Source organism: Flavobacterium plurextorum, assembly GCF_002217395.1.
In the GTDB taxonomy this organism is placed as follows: domain Bacteria; phylum Bacteroidota; class Bacteroidia; order Flavobacteriales; family Flavobacteriaceae; genus Flavobacterium; species Flavobacterium plurextorum.
This window is the reverse complement of sequence record NZ_MUHD01000034.1, coordinates 51,928-69,841: the sequence shown is the minus strand read 5'-3', so window position 1 is coordinate 69,841 and position 17,914 is coordinate 51,928. Positions and strand designations below refer to the sequence as shown.

General features: G+C 32.6%; 9 protein-coding genes. 3 read left to right on the top strand and 6 right to left on the bottom strand.

Annotated features, from left to right (window positions below; all coding sequences use genetic code 11):
* Nucleotides 1–62: 62 nt before the first annotated feature.
* On the top strand, nt 63–473 hold the full coding sequence (locus B0A81_RS17745; RefSeq protein ID WP_089059239.1) for a group III truncated hemoglobin: 411 nt from the start codon (nt 63–65) through the stop codon (nt 471–473).
* Between the two features lie 214 nt (nt 474–687).
* A complete protein-coding gene (locus B0A81_RS17740) occupies nt 688–2,445 on the top strand; it encodes an aromatic amino acid hydroxylase (RefSeq protein WP_089059238.1) in 1,758 nt (585 codons plus the stop codon).
* A gap of 177 nt (nt 2,446–2,622) precedes the next feature.
* On the opposite strand, the gene B0A81_RS17735 is transcribed toward B0A81_RS17740, so the two are convergent.
* The 5 genes from B0A81_RS17735 to B0A81_RS17715 all read right to left on the bottom strand — a co-directional run bounded on the left by B0A81_RS17735 (nt 2,623) and on the right by B0A81_RS17715 (nt 12,922).
* Entirely contained in the window at nt 2,623–3,252 is a 630-nt protein-coding gene (locus tag B0A81_RS17735) for a DUF4230 domain-containing protein (RefSeq protein ID WP_089053885.1), read from the bottom strand.
* A 173-nt stretch (nt 3,253–3,425) separates the two neighbouring features.
* A complete protein-coding gene (gene tamL, locus B0A81_RS17730) occupies nt 3,426–5,744 on the bottom strand; it encodes a translocation and assembly module lipoprotein TamL (protein WP_089059237.1) in 2,319 nt (772 codons plus the stop codon).
* Nucleotides 5,728–10,818, bottom strand: a complete 5,091-nt coding sequence (locus tag B0A81_RS17725) for a translocation/assembly module TamB domain-containing protein (RefSeq protein ID WP_089059236.1) — start codon at nt 10,816–10,818, stop codon at nt 5,728–5,730. Before B0A81_RS17725 ends, tamL begins: the two co-directional genes overlap by 17 nt.
* Nucleotides 10,819–11,066: 248 nt before the next feature.
* Nucleotides 11,067–12,023 carry a GSCFA domain-containing protein gene (locus tag B0A81_RS17720; RefSeq protein WP_089059299.1) on the bottom strand — a complete coding sequence of 319 codons (957 nt, stop codon included), beginning with the start codon at nt 12,021–12,023 and terminating at the stop codon, nt 11,067–11,069.
* 95 nt (nt 12,024–12,118) lie between these two features.
* On the bottom strand, nt 12,119–12,922 hold the full coding sequence (locus tag B0A81_RS17715) for a hypothetical protein (RefSeq protein ID WP_123922207.1): 804 nt from the start codon (nt 12,920–12,922) through the stop codon (nt 12,119–12,121).
* 350 nt (nt 12,923–13,272) lie between these two features.
* Here B0A81_RS17715 and B0A81_RS17705 point away from each other — a divergent pair, with 350 nt between their 5' ends.
* A complete protein-coding gene (locus B0A81_RS17705; protein WP_089059233.1) occupies nt 13,273–15,018 on the top strand; it encodes an ABC transporter ATP-binding protein in 1,746 nt (581 codons plus the stop codon).
* Nucleotides 15,019–15,275: 257 nt separating this feature from the next.
* Here the strand turns inward: B0A81_RS17705 and alaS are convergent, their stop codons facing one another.
* Nucleotides 15,276–17,906 carry an alanine--tRNA ligase gene (gene alaS / locus B0A81_RS17700; protein ID WP_089059232.1) on the bottom strand — a complete coding sequence of 877 codons (2,631 nt, stop codon included), beginning with the start codon at nt 17,904–17,906 and terminating at the stop codon, nt 15,276–15,278.
* Between the last annotated feature and the right edge of the window lie 8 nt (nt 17,907–17,914).

Sequence of the window (17,914 nt, the reverse complement as noted above, 5' to 3'; positions counted from 1 at the left end):
ATATCAGCAAATAAAGAAGAAGTTATAACGTATTTTTGCAAATCAATTTTATTTAGAAAAACATGGAAACGCTTAAAGACATTTCAAACATAGAAGACATAAAACAAATGGTTAACAGCTTTTATGATAATGTTAGAAAAGACGATCTCATTGGTCCTATTTTCAATGATAAACTGCAGGATCGCTGGGAACCGCATTTACAAAAAATGTACGGTTTTTGGCAGACCATATTATTTGATGTTCGTGCTTACTCAGGCACACCATTTCCGCCTCACAAACAATTACCTGTAGACAGAACTCATTTTGATCGCTGGATTCAAATTTTCAATACTACAATCGATGCGCAGTTTGCTGGAGAAATCACTGAAGAAGCTAAAATGCGTGCAACGAATATGGCTTATATGTTCAATCATAAAATTGAACACTTTAGAAATGTTGAAAATGAATTAAAAACTGCACTTAACAAATCTTAAAAAAACAATCCATTAGTTCGGTTGAAATACCATTTTATTGCCTAAACGTGATTGAATTTAAGTCATAATTACAACATATCCTCGATTTGCCTGCTTCCTTTAAAATCTACAAAAACGCAATAAAACTTAATTTCGAACAAAAAAATTGTAATGAATAGCAAAAATTAGCGACCTAAATTCGTAATTTTACATTCTAATCTACAACGTTTTCGAAATGAATGCATCTATAGAAACCAATCCGCTTTTAGAGAGATTGCCAAAACATTTAAAGCAATTTATTAAACCTCAAGATTATAGTGATTATACACCAATTAATCAGGCGGTTTGGCGATACGTTATGCGCAAAAATGTAGATTATCTTTCAAAAGTAGCACATCATTCGTATTTAGAAGGTTTACGCAAAACAGGAATAGAAATAGATTCTATCCCAAGTATGTATGGCATGAACCGTATTCTTACTGAAATTGGCTGGGCTGCTGTTGCTGTTGATGGATTTATTCCGCCAAATGCATTTATGGAATTTCAGGCATATAATGTTTTGGTTATTGCATCGGATATTCGACAATTAGAACATATTGAATATACTCCTGCCCCAGACATTATTCATGAAGGTGCAGGTCACGCTCCTATTATTGCGAATCCAGAATATGCAGAATATTTAAGACGTTTTGGTGAAATTGGATGTAAAGCGATTTCTTCCCATAAGGATTACCAAATGTATGAAGCGATTCGTTTACTTTCTATTTTGAAAGAAGCCGAAGATACGCCACAGGAAAAAATTGACGAGGCTGAAAAAGCTGTTGCCGATTTACAAAACGATATGGGCGAATTGTCTGAAATGGCACAAATTCGAAACCTGCATTGGTGGACAGTTGAATATGGTTTGATTGGAACTGTAGAAAACCCAAAAATTTACGGTGCCGGATTACTTTCATCAATTGGAGAAAGTGCTTGGTGCATGACAGATAATGTAAAGAAAATCCCTTATGATATTTCGGCTGCAAATCAAAATTTTGATATTACGCAGTTACAACCGCAGCTTTATGTAACACCTACTTTTTCCTATTTAAGCTTAATCCTAGAAGAGTTTGCTAATAAAATGGCATTGCGCACAGGAGGGATTTCAGGAATTAAAAAACTGATTCAGTCAAATGCTTTAGGCACAATTGAGTTGAGTACAGGTTTACAAATTTCAGGAGTTTTTACCAATGTTCTTGAAGATGAAGGAAAACCGGTTTACATACAAACAACTGGAAAAACAGCTTTGGCATACCGAGAAAAAGAATTAGTCGGTCACGGAACTTTAACACATCCACACGGTTTTGGAAGTCCGATTGGAAAGCTAAAAGGCTTTAATCTTGCCATTGAAGATATGAGTCCGAAAGATTTACAGGCGTACAGCATTGTTGAAAATGAAACGGTAAAACTGGAATTTGAAGGTAATATTATTGTTGAAGGTGAAATTATTACAGGTTCAAGAAACTTACATGGAGAAATTATTCTGATCAGTTTTAGAAATTGTACGGTAACACATGGTGAAACTATTTTGTTTCAGCCAGATTGGGGAAATTACGATATGGCAATTGGTAAAAAAGTCGTTTCTGCATTCTCTGGTCCTGCTGATGTAAATAGCTTTGACTTAATCAATATAGTTCCGACAACAAAAACTATTAAAGCAAAACATTCTGAAGAGCGTAATGATTTAGAAGGTTTATATGCTAATGTAAGAGATATTAGAAAAAATAAGGGTTCTAAAACGGAGCTGAAATCTGTTTTTGAAAATCTAAAAAACAATCATTCAAATGATTGGCTGCTGCCTGTTGAAATTACAGAACTCCTAAAAGATTCTGACGAAAAACAGCTTTTGCAAGAAGTATTGGTTTATTTGGATCAATTGAAAGTAAAACGTCCTGAAATTGCACATTTAATTTCTGGAGGATTGGATTTGATTTTTCATAAAGAAACTGTTTAAGCTTTAAGACACAAAGTTCTTCTTCATCAAATTGCAAGCATAGAATTATATTGAATTGCTTCCTGTTTTAGCTGGAGGCAATTCAAAAAATCATTTTAATCCTTTTATCCCGATAGCTGTCGGGACAGGCAAAAAACCTCTGTTCCTTTGATTCTTTGCCTTTTTCAACCTCAAAAACTACAATTTCAAATCCTCGCTTAAATCTGCATCAGATTCAATCGTTTTGCCATTATATTGCAATTTCCAACCCATTGAATTGGTTAAGATTAAAATTTTAGACAACTCGCTTATTAAACGGTTTTGTGCATTGCTTTTCAATGAAGATTTTTCGATTTTCTTGGCTAGATTCGCTTTTACCGATTTATTGATTTTATTATAATCATCACCCGTAAACGGATTCAGCTTGCTTTGTTCAACATCGTAAAACTGAATATCAGGATTTATAGTAATCTCTTCTTTTGGAATATTTAAAATCGTAATGGTTTTATTTTTTTCGTCAATGTCGTATTTCATTTTATGCAAATCATAAGCAACAGTAACATTTGCATTTACCACAATAAGTGCTTTTTTCTCAAATGAAATCATATCCATCAAATACTTCTGCTGGTTTTTATAAGTGATTACTTCAGAGAAATGCCCTTCGGTAACAACCAACTTCCCTACATTAAGTATTTTCTCTTGAATTAAATTGGTATTATAATCGATTGTAGAATCGTCATCTTTTTTGAACTCACAATATTTAAAGGCCAAAACGATGACCAAAATAATAACCCCAACGCCAATAATTCTTTTTACTAAGTTTTGCATTCTGATAAAATGTTTAGACGAATTTACTTCTTTTTTTAGTTTTTTTCGCAATGAATCTCACTAATTACAGGATTTTTTTGGAGCTCTCTTTTTAAAATTAGGCAATAAAAACAAAACATAGAATTAGCGAAAATTCGTGAAATTCGCAGCTAAAAAAGCGAAACAAAAATCCTTTAAAATGGATAACCAATAGCGATATTCAAAATCAGATTATCTTTTCGCCATGTACTGCTTCCAAAATTAATATCATCGATAACCCAACGTTGTCCGTCTGGCAATGCCGGATTTCGAAGTGGAAAAGCCAAATCTGTTCTTAGAATCAAGAACGATAAATCAAAGCGCAATCCCGCTCCGGCGCCTATTGCAATTTGTTTCATAAAATCTTTTGAAATTTCCGCTCCAGGTTTATTCGGGTCCGCATTTAAAAGCCAGATGTTTCCAGCATCAACAAACACAGCGCCTCTCACAATACTAAAAAGCTTTGCCCTGTATTCGGTATTAAATTCCAACTTTATATCTGCAGATTGATCTGGTGTATAATTATCGTTTATTGTTGGCGGAATCACATAACTTCCCGGCCCTAAAGTTCTTGCTCTAAAGGCACGAATACTATTTGTTCCTCCAACTACAAATTGCTTTGAAGCAGGAAGTGTATTCGAATTTCCATAAGCAAACCCCGCACCTACTATAAGTCTGCTCGCCAATTCGCTTTCTTTTCCTAATTTTAAATAATGTCTAAAATCTGATCTAATTTTTACATACTGACTAAATGGAACGTCGAGTATTTTTATTGTGTCATTTTTCTTGATATTAGCTCCTGTAACTAAACCTGTGAGATTTCCAGCTAAATCTATTTCGCCATTAAAATAGATCGCATTTTTTCGACGTTTCTGCATCGTATTAGTATACGTATAACTGTAAGTTGGACCAAAAATTAACTGCTTCTCAATTACTTTTCCCAATGCTGCATCTTCTTCAATATCTTCTAAATATTCTGGTGTAACATGATTTGGACTTACATAAGTTATGTCTATAACATTCAATTGATGCTCTTTACGAATATTTTCTTTCCATAAATAACCAAATGATGTATTAAAAGAATTCAGAGCGTATAACTGCGTTCTTTTTTGATATTCATATCGCACCGTAGCTTTCGTTCTTGGCACAAATTCGCTGCTTCCTTCAATATTAAAAGGAGTTACAAATCTTGGCCAAGTTAAACTTGTTTCGGCTCCAAGCTTATAAATATTTTTACCTTTATTTACGCCGCCAAGCTGAAAATCGGCTCCGCCAAAAATAGAAGCCGTCAGCAGTTCAGCACCTTTAAGTAAATTTCGGTTATTCCAATTCAAGTTAATTTCTGTTCCCGTATAACTAGCTGAATTTGTTTTTCCTAAAACTTCAACTCGTATAAACTTTTTAGGCAGAAGCGTTAAATAGTAATAAGAATCTAAAGCATTTTTTATGCTGTCTGAAGGTTTAAATTCATTTTTAACAAAACTAAAAGTTCCCAGATTCACAAAGCGATTCAAAGTAAGATTATGATCTTTCCGATTATACAAATCTCCTTTTTTAAAATATATTGTTCTGTCAAAAACCCTTGGTTTAAAAGTCTCTGTCGTGTCAATAATTGTAAAATCCTTGTATTGTGTGATATTCTTTTTTCTGTAAACTGCGCTGTCGTTTGTCAAAGAATAATTTGGGTAAACAAATATGTTATTAATTTTATATGAGGTTAATGCTTTAGGCGGCGTATCAGGTTTTATTATTATTTTGATTTTTACCTCGTGATCACCTTTACTGCTGTCAACTCTAGCTAAAAGATAATCAGGATTAAAATAAAAATAACCTTTCTCTTTTAGTCTGGCATCAATACGTTCACGTTCTGCTTTTATAATGTCTAAATCGTATGGTTTTCCTACTTTCAGCAAACTTCTTCGGCTTGATCTTCCAATAATTTTGGACATTGCCAGAGAATCATCAGGAAAAGTTACACTTTTAATTATATACTGTTTTTTGGGTATAACGGTATATTCTGCTGTAACACGTTTACTTCTAACGGTAGAATCTGCACTTACCTGCGTTTTAAAATAACCTCGGTTTTCAGTATAATTTCGTAAAACTGAAGCATTATAATCTAAATCGACTTTGCTAAAAAGTACGGGCGCCTCGCCTACTTTATTTCGCAGCCAATATCTAGTTCCTTTTTGTTTCTTAGGTTCACCGGCAAGATTATAAATCAATAATTTAGGACGCAGCCCAAAAATCTGTTTGTTAGGTTTTGGACGCAATAAGCCTTCTAATTCTGTTTCAAGTGCCTTTCTATCTTTCTTTTTCATGATCGAATCTTTCACCGTTACAGATGCTCCTGTATAAAGTAAATCGCCATCTGGCAGATATTTTGTATTACTGCAGCCTAAAACAAAAAAAAGGCAAAACAGTACAAAATACTTTACATATCGATTTTCTATATGATTATGTTTTTTGCTCATTACCTTTTATTTGATTTTCTTTTAGCTCTTGCTCTTCTTTCTCTTTCAGTTTTCTTTTTTCTTTGCGGATTTTCTCTTCTTTAATCATTTGCTTTTCTTGTTCTGAACGATGAAAAAGTTCTCTAAACTTATTGTAACTCATCGTAATAATAAAAGCAACTCCTGTTTCTACAACCTGCCCTTCTACCGCAACTTGATATTGATTTTTTCTATAAGCACGAACCATATATCGGCCGTCTTTTGTAATTTGATAATCCAAGGCAACATCACCGGCAATATTGGTACTTTCTTCATTGGCACGTTCTGCGCCTTCAACTCCAAAACTGCTTCCAACAGTTACTTTTAAACGATCATCAAGTAGTTTTTTAGAAACCGCAACATTCAAGTCAGTTCGATTTTGCATCGTTCCAGAAGTGTAATCTTCTGATGATTCTAAATCAAAATTAATTTCAAATCCTGTAATTAATTCACCTGCCAGATTATTTAATTGCTGCGAAAGAATTTTACTCACACTTTGTCTTGCCAAAGATTCTGCACTTGTGCCTCCGCTCTCGCTTGCAAACGGATTTTCGCCCACAAATCGATTCAATAATAAAAGTGCAAAAACCTGTTTATTTAATTCCGCAGGATCTTGTTCTAACTGCTTCAGTTTAGCTTTTGTTTTCGTTACAACATCCGAAGAAACATCGTAATTACCATCTGGCAGATTGATTCCAAAAGAAATATCCGGTTTCATTAATTCTCCATTCATTTTCAACAACGTCTGAAAAGGAAGTTTTTGCTTATAAGTATTTTGCATTGCCTGCGTCTCACTTTTCAGCTGACTTCCTAACAAATCAATCGGTGCAGCATTTACTTTATAAATTGCTGTAATATTTAAATTTGCCATTGTAGGCTCACCATTCCAAGTGATGTAACTTCCTTTTTGAATATCGAATTTCCTTTTAATTCCGTTAAAATTCATTTCATACGCACCATCCGAAAATTCATATTTCCCTGTCAAAGTTGTTTTTCCTGACTGGTCAATTCCACCAACTAATTCTGCCTCGCCTTTTAATTTTAAATAATCTCCATTTGCTTTATCAATCAACAAAGTTAGTTCTGCTTCTTTATCAATTGAAATCGCAACATTTACATCCATCCCTTTTACTTGCGATTGATCCAGTTTATTTTGCAAATCGACAGTTTGTTTTAAATACATATTATCTTCATCAACAAACTCTACAATTCCTTCACGATCTGCGATCGAAGGATCTGATTGCGGCATTACAACCGTAAACTTAGTTTCTTTATTAATTTTGATTGTTCCGCCAACCACAGGACTTTCAAGATTTCCTTTGATAGTAAGTTTGGTGTCTAAAAATAAATCTCCATAGAATAAATCATTATCAACTTCTTTAGAATGTATTGCTCTAAAATCGTCTGCAGTAACCGCTAAATCAAAATTATAATTTCTAAAATCTGTCGATTTTATAGTTCCATTTACCTCTAATTCATTTTCATTCTCATCAGAAAGAGAGAATTTATCAAATAAAATGGTTTCGTTATTAAAAGCAATTGTTTCATTCCCTGTTTTAAAATAAGAGTTTAACTGCGTTACTCTAAAACCGGCATCATTAAAATTAAGTTCTCCGTTTATTTTTGGAGCAGCTGTGTTTCCTATAATTTTAAAATTACCCGATAAGTATCCTGTTCCCTCAGTAATGTTTCCCATACTAAAGCCTTGAATACTTTTAATATTCAGTTTATTTATGGCAACGTCAAAATCAAAATTTCCAGCATCAATTGTGTATGTTCCATTCAAATTAACATCATTCCCTTCATCACTCAAAGTCACATTTGCTGCCAAAAGATTTGCCGCTTTGTTGTCTACTTTTACTTCTAAATCTCCAACTTTTTCACCTTTAAAAGTAAAATCATCAATTTTTAAATTTGAAGTAAAAATTGGGTTCGTCATTATATTTTCAACTAAAGCAGAACCGTTAATCAAACCTTGCATCAGCAGCTCGTCTTTTTTAACCATATTCATAATGGTTTCAATTTTGAAGTTCACAAAATCAACTTGAAGCGGCGCATTATCTTGTATTCCCTGAGATTGAACTTTTAATTCATTTCCGTTATTATCCAAATAGAATCTATCAACATACAAACGCTTGCCTCCAAATTCAATCGCATTCTCAGAATCAATATTCCATTTGTCATAATTTAAAATGAAATTTTCAGCATCTATTTTAAATATGTTTTTTGAATCTTCTGCCTTAAATTCTCCTGCAATAAAATACTGCTGTTTCTCTTTTGCATCTTTGACTTCAAGTGCATAATTCAGTATATTATTTTCAACTTTTCCAGACAAACTGGTGAATGGAATTTTTAACGAACCGCTTTCAATTGTTGCAATTGAAACTGAATATTCTAAAGCAGTTTCTTTAGCTTCGATATTAATTTTTCCGTCAGCAATTGTATTTTCAGCATATACAATTCTTGGAATTGTTCCTTTTACTTCTAAAGAATCAGTTACGTTATTATATTTTCCAGAGATTTTAATGGGTTCTAAACTGGTAAGTTTTGGAATCAGTTTAAACAAAATTGGATCATTATTTACGGTCAAGGTAAAAGCCAATCTTTGTTCATCAGATTCTCCGTTTACTTTCGGATTTTTTAAATCGATATATTTTGACAATGATTTTTTAATGGCTGCTGTCAAAGTTGTCAATTTGTATTTTCCATCTACTTCTGCTTTTAAAAACTGAGAAGATATTTTAATATTATTTCTAGTATTATCTGAAAAAGCAATTAAACGAACTGAATCTAAAACAATTGGTTCAGTATCCTGTAAAATCTGAATATTTGAAAGAAACACTTTTCCGTTCAAAAAATCTGGATTGCTATTTGCGATATCTGCGTCGACATTTCCGCGCAGTTTCATTGGACCAGCATGCAGATTCAGTTTTTCTAAATCGGCAATATCAAGGTTTAATTTAAGTTTTACTGTTGGATATTTATCTTTCGTATCACCACTTGCTGTTAGATTAAAATTCAAATTAGGATCCTGCATTCCTGATTCTACGGCAAAAGAGCCATTTGCAATATTTCCCTTTAATGCTAAATCTTTATAAGTATAACGATTAAAAACTGCTTTCTTTACCAATCCGTCAATTGCTGCATTTGCCGTTTTTGGATCTAGGCCGTTTCCTTTTACTTTCGCTTTAAGCGTAATTTTTCCGATTGAGTCATTTTTGATCAATCTTCCTAAATCAAAATCAAGCAAATAAACAGTCGCATCGTATTTCTCTCTTTTTTTAATTCGTTGATCAAATAAAGCATCCACTTTTGCATTTCCAAAACTGCTGTTTAAAGTCAGATTGGTTTTAAAATTCTGAGCCGAACCTTTAAACTTTCCGCTTAGATTAAGCTGAGACGGCAATTGAATATTTTTTGGAATTGTTCCCGCAGGCACAAACGAATTAATATCTTTTGAAGTGCTCGACAGTTTTTTAATGTCTAAATCATAATACGCTTTTTGCGCGTCAGGAAGTCCCGTAATTTTTCCCGAAAGAGAAACTTTTGTGGTTCCAATTCCACTCATTTCAAATTTCGGAATATTTAAGTCTTTTACCTTTCCACTCACGCGGCTGTTTACATATAAAACTGCATTTGGATTACTTTTAAAAGGATTTGTTTTTTGTAAATCCGGAACAAACAATAAAATGTCTTTAAAACCTATTTTCGATTCTTTTAAACTGGCATCAATCACAAGATTTGAAATGTCTTTTTGCAAGGCCGCAAGCGATTTATATTCTACCTTTATTTTATCTTTTACAAGAGTTTGAGGCGTCTTTAAATACAAGTTATCCAAAAAAGCATTTTTGGGTCCGTAAAAGAAATCTGTTTTTAAAGCCTGAATATTTAAGCCGCTTTTTTCGTTTACAGTCAGCACTTTTATATTTCCCGAAATTGTGTCATTGGCGTAATACAATTTCTCAGCCTGAAAATTCATTTTACTTAAATCTAGATGACTGTAATCTAAACCTTTTGAAGTTGGTTTTGACTGCATATCATCAAATTTAAAAGCAACATTTTCTATGTCGATTTTATTTAGCTTCGCTTTCCAGCCAGCTTGCTTGATTGCTGTTGTATCTAAATTTGGAGTTTGAATTTGTTTGTCTTTTATTCCTAATCTCAGATTTCCGCTTAAATCTTTAAGTTCGAAAGCATTTAGATCTACGAGCTGTTTGTTTAAATTAATTTCATTGAATGATAATTTTAGACTGCCGAGTTTTATTCCTGAATCTAATTTTGAATCTTTGTTATCATAAGCAATATCAATTTTTGACAAACTGATTTTACCTACTTTTAAATTGAAATCCGTTCGCTGCGAAATTGTATCTGCAGTTTTTACTGAAGCTTCGGCAATTTTTTCTACAACATACTGATTCAAAACTAATTTTAATCCGTCAAGATCAATATTCGGAATATCAAAATTCATTTTATCGAGATCAAATTCTTTGAATTTGGTATCAAAATGCGCCAATTTTACACGAACATCGTTCTTCGAATAATCATCTTTAAAATTGAAATTAACGTTATCGAGATTTATTTTTACAACTGATATTTTGAAGGGTTTACTATCGGGATCTTCTGCCTTTGGCTCTTTAGATTCGAAGGCCTTGATGATATAATCGAAATTGAAAACGCCGTTTTTGTTTCGCGAAATATTGGCTTTTACATTTTCTAATGAAACAGAGTTAATCTCTAGTTCACTGCTGGCAATTTTAAAAAGATCAACATCCAATTCTAAACGTTTTCCTGCCAGAAGTGTATCTTTTTTTTGATCTTCAAAATAAAATCCTTCCAGAACTATGTCTTTTGGAAATTTAATAGAGATATGATCTAAGGAAACTTTGGTTTTAATTTTGTCTTGAAGATAAGTAACTGCTTTGTCTTTTACATAATTCTGAACGGACGGAACCTGAATTAACACTATAAGAAGCAATAAAAGTATAACTACAGAAACCAAGCACCACAATAGTACACGTAACGTTTTTTTTATAAAATGAATGGTTTTCTTATTCATGCGCTGCTAACACAATTAGATTATAGTTGCATTTAGTATAAAACTGCATTGCTCTGTTTACAAATTTGTAAATTTTAATTCTTAACAATTTACACAATTACCTGCAATTATTCCAAATTTATGGGTAAATAATTGTTTTCTTACTTTTTTTGTTCAGCCGTAAAGACACAAAGATGCTAAGTTTTTAAAATACATTTAGCAAAATTCTATTGTCTAATACTAATCAAACAACAATACAGTTATTAAAATCAGAACTTAATATGCGGTAATTTTTCTCCTAAAAGATTTATTTTCTGTTGGAGTTTTGCTAAGAATTTTTGATGCTGCTCTGACTCAGGATTAAAACTGCGATGACGTAGACTTTTTTGAATTTCATCTACTTCCTGCATTGCTGAAAAGCTTTCTTGCGAAATACAATTTTCGCTGAAAAGTTTCCAAATATAATCGATCGCTATTTGGTTAGGATGCAGCATATCTTCCGCATAAAAACGATAATCACGAAGTTCGTCCATCATAATCTCGTATGAAGGAAAGTATTCAGTGTTCAGCTTTGAGTGTTCAGTTTTTAAAACTTGATGCAAGGCCGTAAATAAATGTGACTTACTTAATTGATTTTCTACAAAACCATCTTTTATATGGCGTACTGGAGAGATCGTAAAAATGAAATTTATATTTGGATTTAAAGTTTGAATTAGATTAATCGTATTTTGAATACTTTTCTGAATTACATCAACTGATAATAATTGCTTTGAAAATTGTTTTTGAGGGACTTTATGACAATTAGCAACGACTTCATCACTTTGAATATTTCTATAAATCCACGAAGTTCCAAAAGTGATAATAATGTGAGTAGCTTCTTTAATTTTTTTATGCGTTTCGGCAACAGTTTTGTTAAGCGTTTCAAGTAATTCTTGCCTGTCTGAATTGCTTAAATCAGAGTGGACATCGAAACTATGCCAGCGTTCATTATGAAAAAAAACATCTTTCTCAGTAAATAAAACTTCATTGCAAACTCTCTCAAATATTCTTTCAATTGAAACTGGATTGAATATAATTCCAAATGGATTTGTTTCATTTTGAAATTTAAAATAATCGAATTTCTCTGCCATATTTTCAGCGAAGCAAGAACCAACAGAAAGTACTTTCGAATTATAATCGATTGGATTATTACCTTTTGAAATTGGTATTTGGGTTCTGAACTGCATGAGATTGTTTTCTGTAAATTTCGTATATTTTTTACAAACAAAAAAAGCCAGTTGCAAATACAACTGGCTACATTATTTGTTAAGTTCAAAATTTATTAATAAAAATACTCTGTTTTTCCGTATGCATTTCCAGTTTCATCGACATATATTCCAACTACCGGAAAATCATTCTTATCATAATTATATGTAGCTGAATAACTTGAACTAAAATTATAAATAGATTTTACTGTTGATTTCGTTTTGTTATGCGGCAACCAGTTAAAATCTGAGTAAGCTAATAATAAATTAGCTCCTATAACATTTTTAAAAGGATTATTTTTAGTATCGTACTCAATAGCAGTAAATTTAATTCCTGTGGGGTCATCGAAACGTTCATCTTTTACAATAGCATCATTAACATAGATCAACTTGCCGTTTGTTACAGAGGTTTCTTCATTAGTATCTTTGTCGATTGAAGCTATTACAAAAGAAACTGTTCCATCAAGATTATGTATATAAGTCTTTTTGGTTAAAAAAAAGGTACCCGCTTTTAAATTTATTTTTTTTTCAAATAGCGTTTTCAATTTATTATTCTCGTAGATCAAATCAGTTACAGTACTATTATCTTTTCCATAGATTTTTTCATATTTCGTAATTAAATTTCCTGTATAATAGTAATTTTTTGTATAGTTTAAATACCCCGTACCACTTGCAACTTCCTTAACCAGTTTTTTCCCATCATAAGTAAAATTAACTTCAGTAACACCTTCTGTAGTATTCGTTATAATCATTTTTTTTATCAAAATTTCTGATATGTTTGATGGAGTTTCGGTTGAAGGAGTTAAAGATGAATCATCACTGGAACACGAAGAAATTAATACTGTCGACAAGGCAGCAAAAAAGAATAAAATTTTTTTCATTTCGATTTGGTTAAAATTATTATTACAAATCTACTGTAATACAAAATCAAAACCTTACGGGATTCCACATTACAAAATACAAATCCAACTTAAAAAAAATCTTTTAAAACATTAATTATAAACAACATAGAAAAGTAAAAATTTAATAAAAAGTAAAACACCTCATAAATACGAAACTATTTTCTTGTATGCTTTTTTTATAGAAGAGTTAAAAATTGTGTTTTACAGAAATTAAAAATAAAAACTAATATTCATCAAGAAAAAAAATTACATTTTTGATAGTAAAAAGCATCTCTACAAACTAAAACAATTCCTTACTTTTGCATCTTCCACTTTTCTAAAAATCATCTATGAAATTATTATATTCTTATATAATCAAACATAAAATGCTCTTATTTTTTGCTTTGATTATGGCTTCTATAAACATTTGTTTCAGTTTATCAGACTCTATTATTACAGGTAAATTAATGCAGGACTGCGGTGTTGGACTGGCAAAATATAAAGGAAACGAAATGGCGTTTATAAAATCGCTGTCCTTTTGGCTTGGACTTTCGCTTGCTGCCGCGATGATTTCCAGAATCACTAAAAATTTTCAAGATTATTTTACCAATGTCGTGATTCAAAGAACCGGTGCTCAAATGTATACGGACGGAATTAAAAAATCACTTGATTTACCTTACGCCGAATTTGAGGATCAACGAAGCGGTGAAACATTAAGTAAATTAACCAAAGTTCGAACTGATTCTGAAAAGCTGATTACGCTTTCGATTTCATTGATTTTTCAAACGATCATCGGATTCATATTTGTAATTGTTTACGTTGCTCGAATCGATTTTCGCATTTCAATCATTTTTTTAATCACAGCTCCAATTATTGCTTTAGTGAGTTCTTATCTGGGTAAAAAAATTAAAGTTGTTTCTAGAAAAATCGTAAATCAAACTAATGCTTTGGCTGGTTCTACAACAGAGAGCTTACGAAATATCGAATTGGTAAAAAGTTTAGGTTTAACCTATCAGGAAGAAAAACGTTTGAATTTAAATACATTCAAAATTCTGCAATTAGAACTAGAAAAAATCCGTTTTATCAGAAGTTTGAGCTTTATTCAAGGAACAACAGTTCACTTTTTGAGAACTTGCGTCGTTTTTACATTGTATTATTTCTTATTTGGAAATAAAATTATCGTGGGTGATTTACTAACGATGGTATTTTTCACTTTTTTCATCTTTGGTCCATTACAGGAACTTGGAAATTTTATTATTGCGGTTAATGAAACGAAAGTTTCAATGGAAAATTTCAAAACATTATTAAGCGCTCCGAAAGAATTCCGCCCGAAAAACCCAAAACATGTTGGAGCTATTCAATCTTTATTATTTTCGAATGTAAGTTTCAAACATAGAACGGCAAAATTCAAAGCGGTTGAGAATATTAACTTTGAAATAAAACAAGGACAGACGGTTGCTTTTGTCGGTCCGTCAGGCTCAGGAAAAACCACTTTAGTAAAATTATTGGTTGGTTTGTATACACCTGCAGAAGGTCGAGTTCTTTATAATGATATTGATTCAACCGAAATTGATTTACTTGATTTAAGAAAACAATTAGGTTTTGTAACTCAAGATGCACAGTTATTCTCAGGAACTATTCGTGAAAATTTATTGTTTGTAAAACCAAATGCAACTGACGAGGATTTATACGATGCTTTAAAACGTGCAAGCTGCGATAAACTTCTTAAACGTGCCGAAGATGGTTTAAACACAACAATCGGCGAAGGCGGAATCAAAGTTTCAGGTGGAGAAAAACAACGTTTATCTATCGCCAGAGCCATTCTTAGAAACCCAAATTTATTGATTTTTGATGAAGCGACTTCGGCTTTAGACTCAATTACAGAAGAAGAAATTAATGCGACAATCAGAAATATTTCAGACAAAAATAGAATCACGGTTTTAATTGCGCATCGTTTATCAACCGTAATGCACGCTGACAGAATTTTCGTTTTGGAACAAGGTAAAATCATCGAACAAGGCAAACATGATGATTTGATTGTTGAAAAAGGATTGTATTATGCTATGTGGCGCCAGCAGATTGGGGAGCGTAAGTAGTTTTTTTAAGGCGCTAAGTTTCTTTAACAATCGAAAAACTTACTATTTGTCATTTCGACGAAGGAGAAATCTCCGCAAGTAACTCCGCAACGAGAATCCAATCTTTGTCGAGCTTCTCGCACAGATTTCTCCTTCGTCGAAATGACATAAAATGAGAAAACGCTATAAATACAAAACCCGACAGGTTTTTAAAACCTGTCGGGTTTGTTGTGAATTATAAAAACTTAGTTCCTTAGTATCTTAGAATCTAAGAATCTTTATTTAACAAAATCAACCGCTTTAGTCAAAGCCTCAGCAATTCCGTCAACATTTTTACCTCCTGCAGTTGCGAAGAAAGGTTGTCCTCCTCCTCCACCTTGGATATATTTTCCTAATTCGCGAACAACTTGTCCAGCGTTTAGATTTTTATCAGCAACAATCTCTTTCGAAATATAACATGTCAGCATTGGTTTTCCTTCGTGAGCCGTAGCAAAAACTACAAAAAGATTATTGTATGAATTACCCAATTCATAAGCTAAATCTTTTGCTCCTTCTGGATTTAAATCTACTTGTTTCGCTAAGAATTGAACTCCGTTGATTTCTTGCAATTCTTTCGCCAAATCCACTTTCATATTTTTAGCTTTATCTTTCAATAAAACCTCCAATTGTTTTTTCAATTGAGCATTTTCATCTTGCAATGCTTGAATTGCTTTTACAGGATCTTGTGCATTTTTAAGTGCTTCTTTAATTTCATTAAATGAAACAGCTTGAGACTCAAAATACTCTTTTGCAGCTTCACTTGTAATTGCTTCAATTCTTCTAATTCCTGATGCAACAGCACCTTCAGAAACAATTTTAAAATGCCAGATATCAGATGTATTAGCAACGTGTGTTCCTCCGCATAATTCAACTGAATCACCAAATTTAATCATACGAACTAAATCACCATATTTTTCTCCAAACAAAGCAATTGCACCTTCTTCAAGAGCTTGATCTTTTGGAATTGCTCTTTTCTCGATTAATGGTAAACTTTCACGAATCCTTGCATTTACGAAATTCTCTACTTCTGCCAATTCCTCATCACTAACTTTAGAGAAATGAGAAAAGTCAAAACGTAATGAAGAATTACGAACCATAGAACCTTTTTGTTCAATATGAGTTCCTAAAATTTTTCTCAAACCTTGGTGCAATAAATGCGTAGCCGAGTGATTTGATGAAGTTTTAGCTCTTTGTAAAGAATCAACAACAGCATTAAAAGTACCTGTAATATTTTCAGGCAGCGATTTTGCTAAATGTATCGTTTGGTTATTCTCTTTTTTAGTATCGATGATATAAATAATATCTCCATTTTGAGATTCTAAATATCCTTTATCTCCTGTTTGTCCTCCGCTTTCTCCGTAAAATGGAGTTGCATTGAAAACTAATTGGTAGATTTCTCCATCTTTTACACTGTCAACTCTACGGTATTTAGTGATTTTTACCTGCTGAGATAATCTGTCATATCCAACAAATTCCTGAATATCATCTTCAACAATTACGTTCCAATCTCCAGCTGTTACTTTTGATGCAGCACGAGATCTTTCTTTTTGTAATTGCAATTGTTCCTGGAATCCAGCTTCATCTAGTTTTAATCCTTTTTCAGAAAGAATCAAAGCTGTTAAATCGATTGGAAAACCGTAAGTATCATACAATTCGAATGCTTTTTTACCATCGATTGTATCTCCTTGATTATTTAAAATTACAGCGTCTAAAAGAATCAAACCTTGATCTAAAGTACGTAAGAAAGAGTTTTCTTCTTCACGAATTACATTCGAACAAAGAGCTTTCTGCGTTCTGATTTCTGGGAAAGAATCTCCCATTTGCTCGCTCAAAGTCTCCACCAATTTATAAATAAACGGTTCTTTAGTATTTAAGAAAGTAAATCCGTAACGAATTGCACGACGTAAAATTCTACGAATTACATATCCAGCTCCAGTGTTAGATGGCAATTGTCCATCGGCAATAGCAAAAGCTACAGCACGAACGTGATCTGCCACAACACGAATTGCGATATTTACTTTATCTTCTGCTTCGTTTGAAGCTTTAACTGTATAATTTGCTCCAGTAATGGTTTCAATTTCTCTAATTAAAGGCATGAAAACATCAGTGTCATAGTTTGATGTTTTTCCTTGCAATGCCATACACAAACGCTCAAATCCCATTCCGGTATCAACGTGTTGCGCAGGAAGTTTTTCTAAAGAACCATCTGCCTTACGATTGAATTCCATGAATACATTATTCCAGATTTCAACTACTTGCGGGTGATCGTTATTTACCAAACTTTTTCCTGAAACTGCTGCCTTTTCTTCTGGAGTACGTAAATCAACGTGAATTTCAGAACAAGGTCCGCATGGTCCTTGATCTCCCATTTCCCAGAAATTATCCTTTTTGTTACCAAGAATAATTCGGTCTTCGTCGATTAATGTTTTCCAAATATCCCAAGCTTCCTGATCAAACGGAACATTATCTTCTTTGCTTCCTTCAAAAACAGAAACATAAAGATTTTCTTTTGGTATTTTATACACTTCTGTCAATAATTCCCAAGCCCAATTGATTGCTTCTTTTTTAAAGTAATCACCAAAAGACCAGTTACCTAACATCTCAAACATAGTATGGTGATAGGTATCAATACCAACTTCCTCAAGATCGTTATGTTTTCCTGAAACACGAAGACATTTTTGCGTATCGGCTATTCTTGGACTTTTTGGAGTTCCGTTTCCTAAGAAAAATTCTTTAAACTGGGCCATTCCCGAGTTATTGAACATTAAGGTTGGGTCGTCTTTAAGTACAATCGGAGCCGAAGGAACAATAGTATGCCCTTTACTCTCAAAAAAATCTAAAAATTGTTTACGTACGTCTTGTGATTTCATATTTAAAT